The sequence below is a fragment of the Pseudooceanicola onchidii genome, assembly GCF_004959925.1.
GTDB lineage: Bacteria > Pseudomonadota > Alphaproteobacteria > Rhodobacterales > Rhodobacteraceae > Pseudooceanicola > Pseudooceanicola onchidii.
The window spans coordinates 1,174,873-1,189,587 of the sequence record NZ_SPUW01000001.1 but is presented as its reverse complement, the minus strand read 5'-3'; the positions used below and the strand labels follow the sequence as shown (position 1 = coordinate 1,189,587).

Here is a 14,715-nt window from a genome sequence, read left to right as displayed (position 1 = left end):
CTGTGTCCTCAGAATTCCGAGCGGATCGTCAGGTTGAAGAACTGCTCTTCATCGCGGGCTTCCTTCTTGAGGGCCTTGGCGAAGTTGAAGCGCAGCGGGCCAATGGGGGTGTCCCAGAAGACCGACAGACCGACGACATGACGGAACGAGCCGTTGTTGTAGAGCAGGTCACCCGCAGCGGCGTTGGCCCCCGAGGCACCGACATCCCAGACATTCGAGATGTCATAGAAGGCCCCGCCGGAGATCCCGTATTCTTCGGGCAGGCCAATGGGGAAGTCCGCCTCGAGGCTGCCGACGACGAACATGTTGCCGCCAAGCGCGTCATTGAAGGTACCGCCACCGGCGTCGTATTCACGCGGGCCCACCCCGTCGGGAGTGAAGCCACGCAGGTATTCGCCCATCAGGTTGACCCGGTCGAGCGTGCGGCTAGAGCCCTTGGTATAGCTCAGCATGCCGCCGCGCAGGCTGGCGCGCAGTGTGACTTCTTCGTTCAGAACGCGGGTCTGCGCCACGGCGCGGGCCTTGGTGCGCACGAACTGCGTGTCCCCGCCGATGCCCGAATAGTCCTGGCCGAATTCGAACAGGAAGCCCTTGTTCGGATCGATGCCGGTGGTCCGGGTGTCGTAGGTGTAGGTATAGCCGAGCGAGCTGGACAGTACGTCGTTCTTGAGGATTTCCTGGGCAATGACATTGCCAGTGACGGTACCCGCCGAGGCAGTCATGGCCGAATTGTCCAGCTGGTAACGCAGGCCCAGACGGGACTTCTCACCAAGCGGGAAGGTGAAGCCGAACCCGAAGTTCGTGGCTTCGGTGTTGTAGGGCGCGTTGTAGCTTTCGGTTTCGACGTAGCCGATGTTGAAATCGAACGCGACGTCGCGGCCCAGGAAGTAGGGTTCGACGAAGCCGATGCTGTAGTTCTTGTTCGAATCCGCACCGGTGGCCGACAGGTTCAGCGTCTGACCACGGCCCAGGAAGTTGCGTTCGCTGAACGACACGGCCAGGCCGAAGCCCGAGTTGGTCGAGAAGGTACCACCGAAGGTCAGCGACCCGGTCGGTTTCTCTTCGACGTCGACATCCACGACAACCTGATCGGGGGCCGACCCTTCGCGGGCGTTGACCTGCGCGGTCTCGAAGTAGCCAAGCGCGCGGATGCGTTCCGCCGCCTGCCGGATCTGGCGCGGGTTGAACGGATCGCCTTCGACGATCTTGAACTGCTGACGCACGACGCGGTCCAGCGTGGTCGTGTTGCCTTCGACGTCGATTCGTTCGACGAAGACGCGCGGTCCACGGGTCAGGACAAATTCGATATCCAGCGTCAGGTCACGGTCGTTGCGGGTGACACGCGGTTCGACCCGCAGGAAATCCAGCCCTTCGCGAACGGCCTGTGCCTCCATCCGGGCGATGGCGTTTTCCACGTCCAGCGGCGAATAGACCGATCCCGAGCGGATGCGGACCACGCCGTCATACACCTCGGCATCGGCCTTGGGGTAGTCGGAGACGACGGTGATCGTGCCGAACTTGAACTGCTGGCCTTCCTGCACGTTGAACGTCACGAAGTAGGCATCGCGTTCGCGGGCCAGTTCGGCGTTCACGGCGGTGGTCCGGAAGTCGATGTAGCCGCGCGACAGGTAGAAATCACGCAGAAGCTGCTGGTCGTACTGCAGCCGGTCCTCGACCAGCGTGTCGCGGCGGATCAGCTGGCGCAGCAGGCCGGCCTGCTTGGTTTCCAGCACGCGCCGCAGACGGCGGTCGGAATAGACGCGGTTGCCGACGAAGGTCAGGCGGTTGACCTCGGTGTTCTTGCCTTCGAAGACCTCGAAGACCAGGTCGACGCGGTTGTCGGACCGGCGGATGATCTTGGGCGTCACGCGGGCCGAGATGCGGCCCTGTTCGGCATAGGCCTCGGCGATCTTTTCGGCGTCGGCTTCGGCCTTGCTGGGCGAGAAGACGAGACGCGGCTGCGACGAAACGATTTCCGTCAGCGCATCGTCCTTGAGGCGGCGGTTGCCTTCGAACCGGACGCGGTTGACCGTCGGGTATTCCTTGACCTGGATCACCAGCGTGCCGCCACGCGGCGTGATCTGCACGCTTTCAAACAGACCCGAGGCGACAAGCCGTTGATAGGCGTCGTTCAGCTGGGCCGCAGACACCGTCTGCCCGCGCGCGATCCCGGCATAGGTCAGGACCGTGCCGGATTCGATGCGTGCGTTGCCGTCCACCTGGACCGCGTTGAAACGATAGCTTTGTGCGAGGGTCATGTCCGGGGTGGCAATGACCGCCCCGCCCAACATCAGTGCCGCAACGGCAGCGCGGCCAAGTGGCCGACGGTGCGTCGGGCTGGCAGACCCGTTCCGCTTTGTTCTTTTCATAATCCAGACCTGGTCAGATATCCCCTGTCAGACCGTGACTAACCCGTCCCTCCGGCCTTGTCAAAATGCATCGGGCACAAAATGAAAATGGTGCGCTTTCCGTGTGGAAAGCGCACCGTCAAGTTTCGAACGGACTGTCAGTTGCTGCCAAAGTCCGATCGTGAGGTCGGCCGCTGCCACGGCCTGGGGGAAACTTGTGTCAGCTCATGAAAGAGCCCAGCCATCCGCCTGCGCCCAGGGCGACTGCGATCATGGCGATGGTGAAAAGGCGGTCACGGTTCAGGTCGACCAGCAGCGACACACCGGAATAGCCATTCTGAATGATTTGCATCGTTTCGATCCTGTAGAAGCTCGTGCAGGCGTTATACCCGCTGTTCGTTAAGAACTTCGTGCCAGAATGGGGCGAAAATCCGGTGCCAATTGTGACCTTTTGGGGGCAGCGCGGGCGACCTCGAGTCAATGCCGCGCGTCGTCAGTCCGTCAGGGGCAGAACACGTCGTTCGACAGCGCGAACAGCATCACGCCCAGGATCAGCGTCAGCCCTGCCCCCATCAGCACGCGCAAGGCATTGTCCGAAGGCGGTTTTCCCACGATCGCCTCGTAGCCGAAGAACACCAGGTGTCCGCCGTCCAGCACCGGGATCGGGAAGAGGTTCAGCAACCCGACGGCCGTCGACAGCGCCGCCACGAACCAGATGAAGCTGACCGCGCCCTGGCTTGCCATCGCGCCCGAGGTCTGCGCGATGCCGATCGGGCCGGTCATGTTGCATGTCGAAATCGCGCCGGTGATCATGTGATAGAGGCCCGAGATCGACGAGGACGCGATGCGCCAGGTCTGGGTCACACCGTCCCCGACCGCGGTGACGAAGCCGGTGCTTTCGGTGGCCGGTTCAAACGCCAGCCCCCCGGCGATGCCGATACGCCATTCGGTGCGGAAGCCGCCCTCGGGCTTGGGTTCGTCCACCCGGCGCGGCGCAAGCGAGAAGCCAAGCAGATCGGGTTCGCCCTGCCGCCAGACCTCGATCGCCAGAACGCGCCCGTCCGAGGTTTCGACCGCATCCTTCAGCTGCGAAAAGGCGAAGATCGGGGCGCCGTCGACGCTGGTGATCACGTCGCCGGCCTGCAGGCCGATGTCATAGGCGGCCGAGTTTGGCGCCAGCTGCGTGACCAGCGCGGGATAGGGGTACGGTCCGGGCACGACCATCTCGGATCCGTCGCGGCTGACGCGATAGTCCAGCGTCTGCGTCATGGGCAGGTTGTCACCCAGCCCGGCAAAGTCGCCGGTGTCGGTCTGGGGCAGGTCGATGCCACCGATGGACAGGATGCGATCGCCGGGCTCAAGCGCGGCATAGGACGGCGGCAGCGGACGCATCTCCGCCACGGCAAGCGGGTGCGACACCTGCCCCTGCACCATGAAGAGCCCCGCAAAGACGATGATCGACAGGATGAAGTTGAAGATCGGGCCGGCCGCCACGGTGGCCGAACGCGCCCAAAGCGGCGCGCCGTGCATGGTCATGCGCCGGTCGGTGTCGGACAGGTGCTGCATCCCCGCCGCGTCCTTGCCCGACGCCGCATCACTGTCGCCCAGGAACTTGACGTAGCCGCCGAAGGGCAGCGCGGCGAATTGCCAGCGCGTGCCGTGCTTGTCGACCCGCGAAAACAGCACAGGCCCGAAGCCAAGCGAAAAGACCTCGGCCCGGATGCCGGACAGACGCCCGATGATGTAATGGCCGTATTCATGGATCGCCACGATGATCGACAGCGCCACGACAAAGGCGATGAGCGTCTGGAACAGGCTGCCGAACTGCGGGAGGAAATCCATCAGGGGTCCTTACTGCTACTGCCTCTCGGCCATCACATTATCGGCCTCATACCGGGCGAGATGGTCCATTTGAAGGACGTTATCAAGGGTAAAGGGGGCGTCAATGTGACCGGGGCGCGCCTCGATCCGGTCCAGGACCCGGCCGACGACGTCTGCCATGTCCGTGAACGAGATATGCCCGGCGATGAACCCGTCAAGTGCGCGTTCCTTGGCGGCGTTGAACGCGGCACCGGCCAGACCGCCCCGTTCCATCACCTGCCGTGCCAGATCAAGCGCGGGATAACGTGCCATGTCGGGGGCACGGAAGGTCAGCTGGCCCAGCTTGGCCAGATCCAGCCGTTCGACCGGCAGAGGTGCGCGTTCGGGCCAATGCAGCGCATAGCCGATGGCGTGGCGCATGTCGGGCGCGCCAAGATGCGCAAGGATGCCGCCGTCGACGTGGCCGACCAGCGCGTGAACCATGCTTTCGGGGTGGATCAGCACTTCGATCTGGTCGGGGGCAAGGCCGAAGAATTCGCGGGCCTCGATCACCTCCAGCGCCTTGTTGAACATCGAGGCGCTGTCGATGGTGATGCGCTGGCCCATGTCCCAGTTGGGATGGGTTGCGGCCTGTTCCGGCGTGGCAGAACGAAGCTTCTCGATCGGCCAGTCGCGGAAGGCGCCACCGCTGGCCGTCAGGATCACCCGTTCGACCGAGGCCATGTCTTCGCCGCCCAGGGCCTGGAAGACGGCCGAATGCTCGCTGTCAACCGGAATGATCGTTCCGCCCTTGGACCGCGCGGTCTGCATGACCAGCGCGCCCGCGGCGACCAGCGTTTCCTTGTTGGCCAGCGCCAGGGTCGTCCCCTGCTCCAACGCCGCCAGACCGGGCCGCAGCCCCGCTGCCCCGATGATGGCGGACATGACCCAGTCGGCGGGCCGGGCGGCGGCTTCGGTCAGCGCCTCTGCCCCGGCGGCGGCCGCGACGCCAGACTGGCCAAGCGCAGCACGCAGGTCGTCCAGCAGGTCGTCATGTGCCGTCACCGCGACCTCGGCCCCAAGTCGGATGGCATCGCGGGCAAGGCGTTCGATATTCCGACCGCCCGTCAGCGCGACCACCTGATAGGCGTCGCGGTTGCGGTCGATCAGGTCGATGGTGTTCTGCCCGATGGATCCGGTCGCCCCCAGGATGGTGACACGCCGCATCAGTTCACGCCCACAGGCAGCCCCGCCCAGGGGCCGATCAGCAGCAGGAAGACCGCGCCGCCCAGCATGCCGTCGAACCGGTCCAGCAACCCGCCGTGGCCGGGGATCAGCGACGAACTGTCCTTGGCGCCGACACGTCGCTTCATCGCGCTTTCCGCCATATCCCCCATCTGGGACGCCATGGCGACGGCGACCGACAGGCCGATCAGGCCCGGCCCGACCTCGGCCATGAAGACCACGCCGACCAGCGCCGCCGCGACCCAGCCAGCCACGGTGCCGGACCATGTCTTCTTGGGCGACACGCGCGGCCAGAACTTCGGCCCGCCGATGGCACGTCCGGCGAAATATCCCGCCACGTCGGTTGCCACCACGACCAGAACCAGCCACAGCATCCAGCCCATGCCCGAGACCTCGCGCAGCTGGACCATGCCGAAGGCCGCGACGATGATCAACGCGGTATAGCTGAGGTACAGGACCCGGTGGCGCGGCACCCAGGCGATACCCGCCATGGCCGGGGCCAGCAGAAGCGGCAACGCCAGCATCACCGGCAGATAAAGCGCGCCCAGAAGGGCCAGGCCCGCCGCTCCGGCCATGGCCAACGCGGATTTATGGGCCTCGGGCGCCAGCAGGCGGACCAGTTCCCAGACCATTCCGGCGGCGACCAGCGCAAAGGCCAACCGCAGCACGTGCCCGCCCGCCCAGATCACCGCAAGGCCGATGGCGACCATCGCAAGGCCAGAGATCACCCGGGCCGACAGATCTTCCCACGACCGGGCCATATCAGGCCTTCACCCCGCCGAACCGCCTGTCGCGGTTGGTGTAATTGTCGATCACCTCGGCAAAGACCTTGGGGGTGAAATCGGGCCAGAGGGTGTCGATGAATTCATATTCCGCATAGGCCGACTGCCACAGCAGGAAGTTCGAAATCCGCGCCTCGCCGCTGGTGCGGATCACCAGATCCGGGTCGGGCAGCACGCGGGTATCAAGGTAGCGCGGCAGGGTTTCCTCGTCCACCGCCGCCGGGTCGAGCTTTCCGGCCGCGACGTCTTCGGCCAGCCGCCGGGTCGCGCGGGCCACTTCGTCGCGGCCGCCGTAGTTCAGCGCGATGGTCAGATTGGTGCCGTCACAGCCTTGGGTGGTCTCTTCCAGCTCGTCCATGAGGCTCTGCAGCTTCTCGTCCAGCCCCGGACGGTCGCCGATGAAGCGCACCCGCACGTTGTTGGCCCTCAGCGCGCGCGCCTCTTTCTGAATGTACCGCTTGAACAGCGACATCAGGCCCGCGACCTCGATCTGCGTGCGCTTCCAGTTCTCGGTCGAAAAGCCGAATATCGTCAGGTACTTGACACCCATGTCCGGGCAGGCTTCGACGATCTCGCGCACCCGTTTGGCGCCGGCATGGTGGCCGAACAGACGCGGGCGGCCCCGCATGGTCGCCCACCTGCCGTTGCCGTCCATGATGATGGCGACATGTCGCGGCCCGGGCCGGATATGATCCTGCTGTGTCACGTCTCCCTCCCGGGATCAGACCTGCATGATCTCGCCCTGCTTGGTCTCGAGCGCCTCGTCCACCTTCTTGATGTAGGTGTTGGTCAGGTCCTGGACCTCGGATTCCCAAAGCTTCTGGTCGTCTTCCGACATGCCGTCGCCCTTGGCCTTCTTGATCTGGTCCATGCCGTCGCGGCGCACGTTGCGGATCGCGACGCGCGCATGTTCGGCATAGTTGCCCGCGACCTTGGTCAGCTCGCGGCGGCGTTCCTCGTTCAGCTCGGGGATCGGCAGCATGATGATGGTGCCGTTCATCTGGGGGTTGATACCCAGCCCGGATTCGCGGATCGCCTTTTCGACCTTGTTCACAAGGCCCTTGTCCCAGACGTTGATGGTGACCATGCGCGGTTCCGGGACGTTCACGGTGCCGACCTGGTTGATCGGGGTCAGCTGGCCATAGGCATCGACCATCACGGGTTCGAGCATCGAGGCCGAGGCCCGGCCCGTCCGCAGAGAGGCGAATTCGGTGCGCAGCGCGCCCATGGCGCCGTCCATGCGCCGTTTCAGGTCATCTGTATCCAGCTCGAAGTCTTCGGACATGGGTGCCTCCCAGTTCTGAAATTTGTCGAAAGGCGTAATACGGCACGCGCCCCGGCTTGTATAGGCGTCGCTTGCCTGCCCCCGGATCAAATCAGGTCGTGCCGCCCCTTGGGAACGTCCCGAAGCCTCCGGCGGAGGTATTTGGACCCAGAAGAAGAGACGGGCCCTGCCCCCTTCTTCTGGTCGGAAATACCTCGGGGGAGGTCCGCAGGACCGGGGGCAGAGCCCCTAGTCCTTGACGATGGTATAGGTCCCCTCGCCCGCCAGGATGCCACGGAAACCGCCCGGCTCGTCCAGCGAAAAGACGATGATCGGCTTCTTGTTGTCCCGCGCCAGCGCGATGGCCGAGGCATCCATGACATTGAGATGCTGCGCCAGCACCTCGTCATAGCTGACCTTGTCGAAGCGTTTCGCATCCGCGTGCTTCATCGGGTCCTTGTCATAGACGCCGTCGACCTTGGTGCCTTTGAAGATCGCCTCGCAGGCCATTTCGTTGGCGCGCAGCGTCGCGGCGGTGTCGGTCGTGAAATAGGGGTTGCCGGTGCCGGCCGCGAAGATGCAGACGCGCTTCTTCTCAAGGTGGCGCACGGCGCGGCGGCGGATGTAGGGTTCGCAGACCTGGTCCATCGGGATGGCCGAGATCACCCGGGTGTGGATCTTGAGCGCCTCGAGCGCGGCCTGCATCGCCAGTGCGTTCATCACCGTCGCCAGCATGCCCATGTAGTCGGCGGTGGTCCGCTCCATCCCCTGCGCGCTGCCCGCGAGGCCGCGGAAGATGTTGCCGCCACCGATGACCATGCAGATCTCGACACCCATGTCGTGGACGGTCTTGACCTCCTTGGCGATGCGATCGACGGTCGGCGGGTTCAGGCCGTACCCCTGATCGCCCATCAGCGCTTCCCCCGATATCTTGAGCAGCACGCGCTTGTAGGTGGTCTTGGGCTGGTCTTCGGCCATGTTGCGCTCCGTCTTTTCCGGGGGGTAGGTTGGCGGCAAAATGGTCCAAAACGAGACGCAGTTCAATGCACCATTCCCGCCATGACACCGGTCTATACGGATGATCCCCGCAGGCCTTTCAAAAGAACGGCCCGTGCTGATCGCCGGGCCGACCGCATCGGGCAAATCGGCGCTGGCGATGGAGATCGCGGCGCGTGACGGGCGGGTCGTGGTGAACGCCGATGCGAGTCAGGTCTATGACAACTGGCGGGTGCTGACCGCGCGACCCTCGGAGCAAGACGAAGCGCGGGTGCCGCACCGTCTTTACGGGCACATCGCGCGGGATCACGCCTATTCGGTCGGGGAATGGCTGCGCGAAGTGACGCCGTTGCTGGAGGCTGCGCCGGTGATCGTCGGGGGCACGGGGCTGTATTTCACCGCGCTGACCGAAGGGCTGGCCGAGATCCCCGCAACCCCGCCAGAGATCCGGGCCGAAGGCGACCAACTGCGCGAGGCGGAAGGCATCGCGGCCCTGCTGGCAGACCTGGATGCCGAAACGCTGTCGCGGATCGATCAGCGCAACCCCATGCGCGTGCAGCGCGCCTGGGAGGTCTGGCGCGCCACCGGGCGTGCGCTGTCTGCGTGGCAGGACGACACGCCGCAGGCGGCCCTACCCCCGGACCAGGCGGACTGCCTTGTCTTCGACGCCCCGAAAGACTGGCTGACACCCCGCATCGACCGGCGGTTCGACCTGATGCTGAAACAGGGCGCGTTGGACGAGGCCGCCGCGAACCTTGACGGGTGGGAACCGTCCCTGCCGTCTTCGAAAGCCATCGGCGCGCCCGAACTGATTGCCCATCTGCAGGGCGCCCTGACGCTCGACGCGGCGACAGAGGCCGCGACCATCGCGACCCGCCAGTTCGCGAAACGGCAGCGCACCTGGTTTCGGGCACGCATGTCCGCATGGCGGAAGATTTCCCCCAATGGTTGATTCGTGGATAACTTTCGCCGCCTCAGGGTAATAATCCCCAAACTGTCCCCAGTTTGCCCTCTTGACGGCGGATTTCTGTGGAGAAGCTGTGGATAACTCACAGAGGACTTTACGATATGCGACATCCCGGCCAAGGTTGGCGCAAACAGAGAGGTTCGGACATGCAGATACAGAACATCCTCGCCCAATCCCCCCACGAACATTCGGTGGCCTCTCCGAGGCTGCGCAGCCTGGGTCAGCTGACCATGGGCGCGCCGTGGCGGCTTGAGGTTCAGCATGCCCGCGCCTCGCATCTTTTCCTCTGGATCACCAAGGGCCAGGGCCGCGCGACCATCCTGGGCAAGCGGCGCGGCGTGGGGGCGCACAACGCCTTCTACATCCCGGCGGGCACGCTGATGTCGATGGACCTGGGCAAGCAGACCTACGGCGTTGCGGTCGATCTGCCCGCCCATGAATCCGGGATCATGCCGGACGACGTGCAGCACCTGAGGGTCCGCGACGTGATGGCGCAGAACGAGGTGACCGCGATCCTCGACAACATGCAGCGCGAACAATCCACGCACCGCGCCTTCGGCGACGAGGCCGCGAAGGCCCACGCCGGGCTGCTGGCGGTCTGGATGCGCCGGATGCTGGCGATGCCCGAAAACCAGCCCGCCCCGCGCGTGCCGGCCGCCGAACGGCTGATCGCGTCGTTCTGCGAGCGGGTCGAGAAGAACTATCGCTCGGGCCAGCCGATGGCCGATTACGCCGAGGCCCTGGGCGTCACGCCGACGCACCTGAGCCGCGCGTGTCGCCAGATCTCGGGCATGACGGCGGCGGACATCATCACCGAACGCGTGCTCTATGCCGCGCGCGACATGCTGGAGAGCGGAGAGCTTCCGATCCGGCTGATCGCCGACATGCTTGGCTTCAGCTCGGCCGCCTATTTCACCCGCTTCATCCAGAACCAGACCGGCCAGACGCCCTCGGCCCTGAGGACCGCGGCGCGGGGGTAAGTGGTGCCGAAGCGCGGATCACACCGATCCTATCGGGGCGTCGCAGGACAGCGGCGCCCCTTTTTCATTCCGCGCCTAAATCCCCGATTTTCGGTTGCAAAACCTAGGGATGTCGTCTTTGACTAGTGCAGATGTCGCAAACAGACCATAATATGTCGATGACGCCCCTAGCCGGGACACAATTTTTGCTTCGCTATTGGGAATGTTGATGTTTCCGCCGACCGCGCCACATCAAGCGGCAGCCCGACGCGGGCACAACCAATCAAACGGGGCCACAAAGGCCCGCATTTCGTCATACGTCACAGGGAGACAAACATGACTCGTATGGACAAGATCACGGAGGCCGTCCATCCGGCCGCCGAGATGTGGGCGCAGGAATTCAAGGCGGGCCAGCTGAGCCGTCGTGAATTCATCACCCGTGCCTCTGCCCTTGGTGTCGCCACCGCCACGATCTATGGCCTGGGCGGCCTGGAACCGGCGCAGGCCGAAAGCCACATGCAGCCCCAGATGGGCGGCACGCTGCGCGTCCAGATGGAGACCAAGGCGCTGAAGGACCCGCGCAATTTCGACTGGTCGCAGATGGCGAACTTCAGCCGCGGCTGGCTGGAATACCTGGTCGAATACCAGCGAGACGGGTCGTTCAAGGGCATGCTGCTGGAAAGCTGGGAAGCCAACGACGACGCGACCGAATACACGCTGAAGGTCCGCCAGGGTGTCACCTGGAACAATGGCGATGCCTTCACAGCCGACGACGTCATCTTCAACATCACCCGCTGGTGCGAAAAGAACGTCGAAGGCAATTCCATGGCCTCGCGCATGGCATCGCTGATCGACGACGACAGCGGCATGGTCAAGGACGGCGCGCTGACCAAGGTCGACGACCACACGGTCGTGCTCAAGACCTCCTCGCCCGACATCACGATCATCGCGGGCTTCGCCGACTACCCGGCGGCCATCGTGCATTCGTCCTACGACGGCGGCGATCCGGCGGCGAACCCGATCGGCACCGGCCCGTTCATCCCGACCGAAAACGAAGTCGGCGTGCGCCAGGTTCTTGAAAAGAACACCGATCACCAGTGGTGGGGCGAAGGCGCCTATCTGGACCGGATCGAATTCATCGACTTCGGCACCGACATGGCGTCCTGGGTCGCGGCGGCCGATGCCGACGAGATCGACATGACCTACCAGTCGACCGGCGAATTCATCGAAGTCCTTGACGCGATGGAATGGACCAAGTCCGAAGCGGTCACGGCCGCCACGCTGTGCGTGCGGTTCAACCAGAACCAGGCGCCCTATGACGACGTCAACGTGCGCAAGGCGCTGCAGATGGCCGTCGATCCGGCGGTGATTTTGGAGCTGGGCTATGCCGGTTATGGCACCACGGCCGAACACCACCACGTCTGCCCGATCCACCCCGAATATGCCGAAGTGCCGAAGGTTCCGGTTGATCCGGCGGCGGCGAAACAGGCGATCGCGGATGCAGGCCATGCCGACACGGTGTTCGAACTGATCTCGATCGACGACCAGTGGCAGACCGAAAGCTGCGATGCGGTCGCGGCGCAGGTTCGCGACGCGGGCATCAACATCGAACGCAAGATCCTGCCCGGCTCGACCTTCTGGAACGACTGGCTGACCTACCCCTGGTCCGCGACCGAATGGAACATGCGCCCGCTTGGCGTTCAGGTCCTGGCGCTGGCCTACAAGTCGGGCGTCGCCTGGAACGAGACCGCCATGGCGAACGAGGAGTTCGACAGCCTGCTGGACGAGGCGATGTCCATCGCCGACGCCGACAAGCGCCGCGATGTGATGGCCAAGATCGAACAGATCATGCTGGATGACGGCGTGATGATCCAGCCGTACTGGCGGTCGCTCTTCCGCCACTACAAGGCCAACGTTCATGGCACCGAAATGCATCCGACCTTCGAGATGCACCACTACAAGTGGTGGGTCGAAGCCTGATCCATCGCGGGGGTGCGCCTGACGGGCGCGCCCCTTTTCGCGGGACAGAAGGCCCACGACGGCCCGCCCGCTTCCCAGGTCCGCCAAGCCGGGCCCAGGTCAACAGGGATTAGGGATGCTGTTCTTCCTCCTGAAAAGGATCGGAACCATGGTGCTGACAGCCCTCGTGCTGAGCTTCATGGTGTTCTTCCTTACCAACCAGCCGCCGATGTTGGAAAAGGTTGCCAAGTTCGAAGGCAACTCGCGCATGTCCGACGAAGAGGTCGCGCGCTATCTTGAAAACAACGGCTTCGGGCAACCCATGCTGGTGCGCTACGGCGAATGGCTGGGTGTGCTGCCCGGCTGGACGACCGACCGGGGCGACACGGTGTCGGGGCGCTGCATCGATCCGGGCCAGGACGCCGCGACGGCGCCTGCGTTCTGCGGCGTGCTGCAGGGCAACTGGGGGGACAGCCGGGTGTTTCGCGACGACGTGTCGTCGATCGTGGGCACGCGGCTTTACATGACGGGCAAGCTGATGCTCTGGGTCATGCTGCTGATGGTGCCCGCCGCGCTGATCATCGGCGTGCTGGCCGGTATGCGCGAAGGGTCGAAGCTGGACCGGACCCTGTCGACCTTTTCCATCGCGACAACCGCAACGCCCGAATATGTCTCGGGCGTCATATTGATCACGGTCTTCGCGTCCTCGGCCGTGGGGCTGAAATGGTTCAAGGGCACCGCGACAGCGGCGATGGAGAACGCGACCTTCGAGAATTTCTTCCTGCCCGTCCTGACCATCGCCCTTTACGGCATGGGCTATATCGCCCGGATGACCCGCGCCTCGATGGCCGAGGTCATGACCGCGCAATACATCCGCACCGCAAGGCTCAAGGGCGTATCGTTCCACAACATCGTGCTGAAGCACGCGCTTCGGAATGCCCTGATCGCGCCGTTCACGGTGATCATGCTGCAATTCCCCTGGCTCTTGAACGGCGTGGTGATCGTCGAGACGCTCTTCAACTACAAGGGCCTGGGGTGGGCGCTGGTGCAGGCGGCGGGCAACAATGACATCGACCTGCTCATGGGCATCTCGGTCGTCTCGGTCTTCGTGGTTCTGGTGACGCAGCTGATTTCCGACATCGGCTATGTCTACCTCAACCCGCGCATCCGCATTTCGTAAGGGAGGCACCCATGGAACCGCTGTCCTGGGGGGAAATCCTCCTCCGCCTCGCCTATCAGTTCATGCCGGTCTGGATCGCGCTCGCGCTGACCTTCGGCCTGTCGATCGCCTACAAGCGCCGCCTAGGTCTTTACGGCAAGCTCTTCGACAACATGATCGGCATGGTGGGTTTCGCCATCGTGATGTTCTGGGTCTACACCGCGCTCTTCGTCGGGCTGTTCGACTGGATCATCACACACGACCCGCTGTCGGCGGTGTCGGGCATGAAGAACAAGGTCCCCGGCACGCCCCTGCGCGGCGCCGAGGATGGCGACTACCCCTATTACCTCCTGGGCGGGGATACGCTGGCGCGCGACGTCTTCTCGCGCATGGTGCAGGGCAGCTGGGTCGTGATCCGGATCGCGCCACTGGCCACGCTGTTCGCCTTCATGGCCGGGATCACGCTTGGCCTGCCCGCAGGCTATTTCGGCGGGCGGCTCGATACCGTGCTGTCGTTCCTGGCCAACCTGATCCTCGCCTTCCCGGTGATCCTGCTTTTCTACCTGCTGGTCACGCCCGAGATGGTGGAAAGCGGCATCCCGTCCTACATGGCCGTGGTCCTTTTCGTCCTGCCGATCCTCTTCATGATCGTGCTGATCAATTCGCGGTTCCACACGCAGCCGACGCGACGCAACGTGCTGGTCGCGCTTGTGGTGGTGGTCTTCGGATGGCTCTACCTGTCGCTGATCAACGACCCTGGCACGCCGGTGAACTTCCTGCCCGTGGACCTCGACCTCTTCGACATCCCCGGCGGCATCCTCGTCGTCTTCGTGTCGGTCGTCTTCGTCAACGCCCCCACGGTCTTCCGGATCGTGCGGGGCCTCGCGCTCGACATCCAGACCCGCGACTACGTGGCGGCGGCGCAGACCCGGGGCGAAGGCCCGTGGTACATCATGCTGTGGGAGATCCTGCCAAACGCCCGTGGCCCGCTGATCGTCGATTTCTGCCTGCGCATCGGCTACACGACCATCCTGCTGGGCACGCTCGGGTTCTTCGGCCTCGGCCTGCCCTCGGACAGCCCGGACTGGGGGACCACGATCAACCAGGGCCGCAAGCTGCTGTCGATCTACCCGCATCCGGCCATCGTTCCGGCCTTCTCCCTCCTCTCGCTCGTCCTCGGCCTGAACCTGCTGGCCGACGGGTTGCGCGAAGAAAGCCTGAAGGATTGATGATGCG

At 64.4% G+C, this 14,715-nt stretch carries 13 protein-coding genes; 5 read left to right on the top strand and 8 right to left on the bottom strand.

All coding sequences use genetic code 11. The features are described from left to right. Positions 1-8: 8 nt before the first annotated feature. The 8 genes from bamA to pyrH all read right to left on the bottom strand — a co-directional run bounded on the left by bamA (position 9) and on the right by pyrH (position 8,417). Positions 9-2,369, bottom strand: a complete 2,361-nt coding sequence (bamA, locus tag E4S58_RS05650; protein WP_136635357.1) for an outer membrane protein assembly factor BamA — start codon at positions 2,367-2,369, stop codon at positions 9-11. A gap of 199 nt (positions 2,370-2,568) precedes the next feature. Beyond that, on the bottom strand, positions 2,569-2,700 hold the full coding sequence (locus E4S58_RS18085) for a hypothetical protein (protein WP_276605902.1): 132 nt from the start codon (positions 2,698-2,700) through the stop codon (positions 2,569-2,571). Positions 2,701-2,849: 149 nt separating this feature from the next. Beyond that, positions 2,850-4,190: an RIP metalloprotease RseP gene (rseP, locus tag E4S58_RS05645; protein WP_136635356.1), complete on the bottom strand. Its 1,341-nt coding sequence runs from the start codon at positions 4,188-4,190 to the stop codon at positions 2,850-2,852. Between the two features lie 15 nt (positions 4,191-4,205). After that, positions 4,206-5,375 (bottom strand): 1-deoxy-D-xylulose-5-phosphate reductoisomerase, encoded by a 1,170-nt coding sequence (gene dxr / locus E4S58_RS05640; RefSeq protein WP_136635355.1) that lies wholly within the window; start codon positions 5,373-5,375, stop codon positions 4,206-4,208. After that, complete coding sequence (locus E4S58_RS05635; protein WP_136635354.1) at positions 5,375-6,154, bottom strand: phosphatidate cytidylyltransferase; 780 nt, start codon at positions 6,152-6,154, stop codon at positions 5,375-5,377. Before E4S58_RS05635 ends, dxr begins: the two co-directional genes overlap by 1 nt. Position 6,155: 1 nt before the next feature. After that, positions 6,156-6,881 carry an isoprenyl transferase gene (locus tag E4S58_RS05630; protein ID WP_276605901.1) on the bottom strand — a complete coding sequence of 242 codons (726 nt, stop codon included), beginning with the start codon at positions 6,879-6,881 and terminating at the stop codon, positions 6,156-6,158. Between the two features lie 15 nt (positions 6,882-6,896). Next, entirely contained in the window at positions 6,897-7,460 is a 564-nt protein-coding gene (gene frr, locus E4S58_RS05625) for a ribosome recycling factor (RefSeq protein WP_136635353.1), read from the bottom strand. 228 nt (positions 7,461-7,688) lie between these two features. Then, entirely contained in the window at positions 7,689-8,417 is a 729-nt protein-coding gene (gene pyrH, locus E4S58_RS05620; RefSeq protein WP_136635352.1) for a UMP kinase, read from the bottom strand. 100 nt (positions 8,418-8,517) lie between these two features. Between pyrH and miaA the strand changes: the two genes are divergently transcribed. The 5 genes from miaA to E4S58_RS05595 all read left to right on the top strand — a co-directional run bounded on the left by miaA (position 8,518) and on the right by E4S58_RS05595 (position 14,708). After that, positions 8,518-9,387, top strand: a complete 870-nt coding sequence (miaA, locus tag E4S58_RS05615; RefSeq protein ID WP_136635351.1) for a tRNA (adenosine(37)-N6)-dimethylallyltransferase MiaA — start codon at positions 8,518-8,520, stop codon at positions 9,385-9,387. Between the two features lie 161 nt (positions 9,388-9,548). After that, positions 9,549-10,382 carry an AraC family transcriptional regulator gene (locus E4S58_RS05610; RefSeq protein ID WP_136635350.1) on the top strand — a complete coding sequence of 278 codons (834 nt, stop codon included), beginning with the start codon at positions 9,549-9,551 and terminating at the stop codon, positions 10,380-10,382. 315 nt (positions 10,383-10,697) lie between these two features. After that, on the top strand, positions 10,698-12,341 hold the full coding sequence (locus tag E4S58_RS05605; protein ID WP_136635349.1) for an ABC transporter substrate-binding protein: 1,644 nt from the start codon (positions 10,698-10,700) through the stop codon (positions 12,339-12,341). Between the two features lie 115 nt (positions 12,342-12,456). Further along, entirely contained in the window at positions 12,457-13,500 is a 1,044-nt protein-coding gene (locus tag E4S58_RS05600; protein ID WP_136635348.1) for an ABC transporter permease, read from the top strand. 11 nt (positions 13,501-13,511) lie between these two features. Then, positions 13,512-14,708, top strand: coding sequence for an ABC transporter permease (locus tag E4S58_RS05595; protein ID WP_136635347.1), 1,197 nt, complete (start codon positions 13,512-13,514; stop codon positions 14,706-14,708). Positions 14,709-14,715: the final 7 nt, after the last annotated feature.

What these genes read in the sequence shown, in the direction of transcription:
- miaA (WP_136635351.1), top strand. Translation starts at nt 8,518, where the DNA reads ATGATCCCCGCAGGCCTTTCAAAAGAACGGCCCGTGCTGATCGCCGGG.
- E4S58_RS05605 (WP_136635349.1), top strand. Translation starts at nt 10,698, where the DNA reads ATGACTCGTATGGACAAGATCACGGAGGCCGTCCATCCGGCCGCCGAG.
- E4S58_RS05595 (WP_136635347.1), top strand. Translation starts at nt 13,512, where the DNA reads ATGGAACCGCTGTCCTGGGGGGAAATCCTCCTCCGCCTCGCCTATCAG.
- E4S58_RS05635 (WP_136635354.1), bottom strand. Translation starts at nt 6,154, where the DNA reads ATGGCCCGGTCGTGGGAAGATCTGTCGGCCCGGGTGATCTCTGGCCTT.
- E4S58_RS05610 (WP_136635350.1), top strand. Translation starts at nt 9,549, where the DNA reads ATGCAGATACAGAACATCCTCGCCCAATCCCCCCACGAACATTCGGTG.
- bamA (WP_136635357.1), bottom strand. Translation starts at nt 2,369, where the DNA reads ATGAAAAGAACAAAGCGGAACGGGTCTGCCAGCCCGACGCACCGTCGG.
- dxr (WP_136635355.1), bottom strand. Translation starts at nt 5,375, where the DNA reads ATGCGGCGTGTCACCATCCTGGGGGCGACCGGATCCATCGGGCAGAAC.
- E4S58_RS18085 (WP_276605902.1), bottom strand. Translation starts at nt 2,700, where the DNA reads ATGCAAATCATTCAGAATGGCTATTCCGGTGTGTCGCTGCTGGTCGAC.
- frr (WP_136635353.1), bottom strand. Translation starts at nt 7,460, where the DNA reads ATGTCCGAAGACTTCGAGCTGGATACAGATGACCTGAAACGGCGCATG.
- rseP (WP_136635356.1), bottom strand. Translation starts at nt 4,190, where the DNA reads ATGGATTTCCTCCCGCAGTTCGGCAGCCTGTTCCAGACGCTCATCGCC.
- E4S58_RS05600 (WP_136635348.1), top strand. Translation starts at nt 12,457, where the DNA reads ATGCTGTTCTTCCTCCTGAAAAGGATCGGAACCATGGTGCTGACAGCC.
- pyrH (WP_136635352.1), bottom strand. Translation starts at nt 8,417, where the DNA reads ATGGCCGAAGACCAGCCCAAGACCACCTACAAGCGCGTGCTGCTCAAG.